The 3,106-nt window shown below is 29.8% G+C and carries 4 protein-coding genes; all 4 read left to right on the plus strand.

Annotated features, from left to right (window positions below; genetic code table 11):
• A partial coding sequence (locus tag ACI3VO_RS11730) for an aldo/keto reductase (protein ID WP_439758091.1) occupies nucleotides 1-899 on the plus strand: 899 nt, incomplete at its 5' end.
• A 14-nt stretch (nucleotides 900-913) separates the two neighbouring features.
• On the plus strand, nucleotides 914-1,450 hold the full coding sequence (locus ACI3VO_RS11735) for a flavodoxin family protein (protein WP_439758092.1): 537 nt from the start codon (nucleotides 914-916) through the stop codon (nucleotides 1,448-1,450).
• A 59-nt stretch (nucleotides 1,451-1,509) separates the two neighbouring features.
• Nucleotides 1,510-1,896, plus strand: coding sequence for a MerR family transcriptional regulator (locus tag ACI3VO_RS11740; RefSeq protein WP_439758093.1), 387 nt, complete (start codon nucleotides 1,510-1,512; stop codon nucleotides 1,894-1,896).
• A gap of 284 nt (nucleotides 1,897-2,180) precedes the next feature.
• A complete protein-coding gene (locus ACI3VO_RS11745) occupies nucleotides 2,181-2,720 on the plus strand; it encodes a GNAT family N-acetyltransferase (RefSeq protein WP_439758094.1) in 540 nt (179 codons plus the stop codon).
• Nucleotides 2,721-3,106: the final 386 nt, after the last annotated feature.

Below are 3,106 nucleotides of genomic sequence, written 5' to 3' on the forward strand. Positions count from 1 at the left end.
CGACTAAGATGCCAGTTAAATTTTTAAAGAAACAAGAGGATTTAGCAAGAATATTTGACGAGCAACTAGAAAAATGTGGTGTAGATTATTTCGATTATTATCTATTACATAATTTAGGTGTAGAGCATTACGAAATCGCTGAAAAATTCGATGCATTTTCATTTATACAAAAGAAAAAAGAAGAAGGAAAGGTCAAACATATAGGCTTTTCATTCCACGATACAGCAGATTTATTAGATAAAATACTTACAGCTCATCCAGAAGTTGAATTTGTTCAATTGCAGCTAAACTATTTAGACTGGGAAAATGAAAGTATTCAATCGCATAAATGCTATGAAGTAGCTAAAAAACACAACAAGCCAGTCGTAGTTATGGAACCAGTAAAAGGCGGCACACTTGCAAACGTACCAGAAGAAGCAGAAAAATTATTTAAGGAAAATAATCCTGATATGTCTATACCTTCATGGGCAATTCGTTTTGCAGCGAGCAATGAAAATGTAATGATGGTTTTAAGTGGTATGTCAGATATAAATCAGTTGCTAGATAACACTGGATATATGTCAGATTTTAAACCACTTACTCAAGAGGAACTAGATGTAGTAAATAAAGCTGTAGATATAATAAACAAGTCAATAGAGGTACCTTGTACTGCATGCCAATATTGTGTAGATGGATGTCCAAAACACATCGCTATACCAAATTACTTTGCACTATATAATGCAGAAAAACAAGCCTTAAATAGAGGATTTTCTACACAAGGCGTATACTACAACAACTATATAAAAAATCACGGTAAGGCATCAGATTGTATAGAGTGTAAAAAATGCGAAAAAAGCTGTCCGCAACACATTGAAATAACTAAATATCTAAAGGATGTAGCTGCTACATTTGAAAAATAAGGGGGAATTACAAAATGAAAAAGAAAGTTTTAATATTATCTTCAAGTCCAAGAAGAAATGGTAATTCAGATTTATTATGTGATAGATTTTTAGAAGGAGCAAAAGCATCAGGTCATGATGTAGAAAAAATATTTTTAAAAGACAAAAACATAAATTACTGTACTGGATGTGGTAGTTGCTCAATGGGAAAATCATGTCCACAAAAAGACGACATGCCAGAAATTTTAGAAAAAATGATAGCTGCTGATGTTATAGTTATGGCTACACCAGTTTATTTTTACACAATGTGTGGTCAAATGAAAACTTTAATAGATAGAACTTGTGCACGCTATCAAGAAATAAAGGACAAAGATTTCTATTTTATAGTAGCCGCAGCAATAGATAGTAAGCCTGCTATGGAAAGAACAATAAATGAATTTAGAGGATTTACTGCTTGCTTAGATGGACCAAAGGAAAAAGGTGTAATATATGGAATTGGTGCATGGAAGGTAGGCGAGATAAAAGGAACTCCTGCTATGGATGAAGCATATAAAATGGGTCAAGAAATATAGATTTAGTTATGATAAAGGAATTTATAATTGGATAAGTATATAAATCAGGAGGATATTTCATGAAAATAGCAGAGGTAAGTAAAAAACTGGATATTTCAGCAGATACTCTTAGATATTACGAACGCATAGGACTTATTCCTAAAGTAAATCGTGACAAAAGTGGAAATAGGGATTATACAGAATTAAACTGCAAATGGATAAAATTTATAAAATGCATGAGAAATTCAGGGATGCCTATAGAAATCCTTATAGAATATGTATCTCTATTACAAGAAGGAGAACATACTGCTGAAGTTCGCAAGCAATTACTTTTGGAACAGAGAGAAGAGTTAATTCAAAAAATTGACGAATTGCAGCAGATGCTTGGATATTTAAATGGAAAAATTGAAAAATACGATAGCTTGCTTATGGAAAAGGAAAAAGAATTGAGAGAGGAAGTAAAGTAGCTAGACAAAAGAGCTTTTGAGAAAAAATACTCAAAGGCTTTTTTAATTTTTTGAAAAAAGTGGCGAATTTTTGTTAAAAATTAAGTCTTATGTAATGAGACAAATTTGTAACAAATTAGAGTTATACCTGTAATCATAATGTAACTTGTTATTATCTAAGTACCATATCTATAATTAAAGTATAAGTTGTTACATTTGAAAATTAAAATTTATAAGTAGGACGCAATTTATTGCTATTGTGAAAAATAGTACAAGAAATATGAGTATACAAGGAGATAAAATTTATGACACAAATTAACACAGAAAATATAGTTACATTAGAAGTTGCTAAAAAAGATGAATTATCTAAATTTAAAAGAGATTTACAAGAATCGTTTGCTGTAGCAGTAATTGAAACATTCGGTTCTGTATCAAATGGACCAATTCCTTCTGATGAAGATATAGATGCATCTTTTAATACTCCAGGAGCAGTTATTTATCATATATTATCAAATGGTAAAAAGGTAGGAGGTGCAGTAGTTGTTATAGATGAAATAACACAATATAACTCTTTACATCTTTTATTTATATCTAAAGGTGAACATAGTCATGGTATAGGATATAAAGCTTGGAAGGCTATTGAAGAAAAGTATCCTGAAACTAAAATTTGGGAAACTCATACACCATATTTTGAAAAACGTAATATACATTTTTATGTAAACAAATGTGGTTTTAAAATTGTAGAATATTTCAACAAAAATCATCCAGATCCACACATCCCAGAAGGTGAGGATTTACCAGGAGGAGAAGACTTTTTTAGATTTGAAAAAATTATGAAAAAATAAACTTTAATTTTCTAGGCGGAATGAATAAAGAGGTTGACCTTGAAGATTTTAATAAAATTGAAGACCATTACTTCAACTTCAAAATAGCAACACCAGATTAAATCAGTTTATACAAAATTCAATTATTTAAAAGATATTGCTAAAATTAATAAATAAAAAGGTGAGAGTTAATTTATGAAAATAGAATATGAAATAACAAAAGAAGATTTTGTTAGATATAATCTTCATTATCTTGATGATAGATAAATTAGGAGGATATATGAAAAAATACGTTATTCCAATTGCAAGTAGCGATGTAGATTTAAACCGTATAAATTTTCAAGAGCGGCTACAATGCACAATTAATGATAATAAAATTAATATCACATATAAAAAGTACATAGACC

It is taken from the genome of Intestinibacter sp. (genome assembly GCF_051866655.1).
GTDB lineage: Bacteria > Bacillota > Clostridia > Peptostreptococcales > Peptostreptococcaceae > Intestinibacter.

What these genes read in the sequence shown, in the direction of transcription:
- ACI3VO_RS11740 (WP_439758093.1), top strand. Translation starts at nt 1,510, where the DNA reads ATGAAAATAGCAGAGGTAAGTAAAAAACTGGATATTTCAGCAGATACT.
- ACI3VO_RS11745 (WP_439758094.1), top strand. Translation starts at nt 2,181, where the DNA reads ATGACACAAATTAACACAGAAAATATAGTTACATTAGAAGTTGCTAAA.
- ACI3VO_RS11735 (WP_439758092.1), top strand. Translation starts at nt 914, where the DNA reads ATGAAAAAGAAAGTTTTAATATTATCTTCAAGTCCAAGAAGAAATGGT.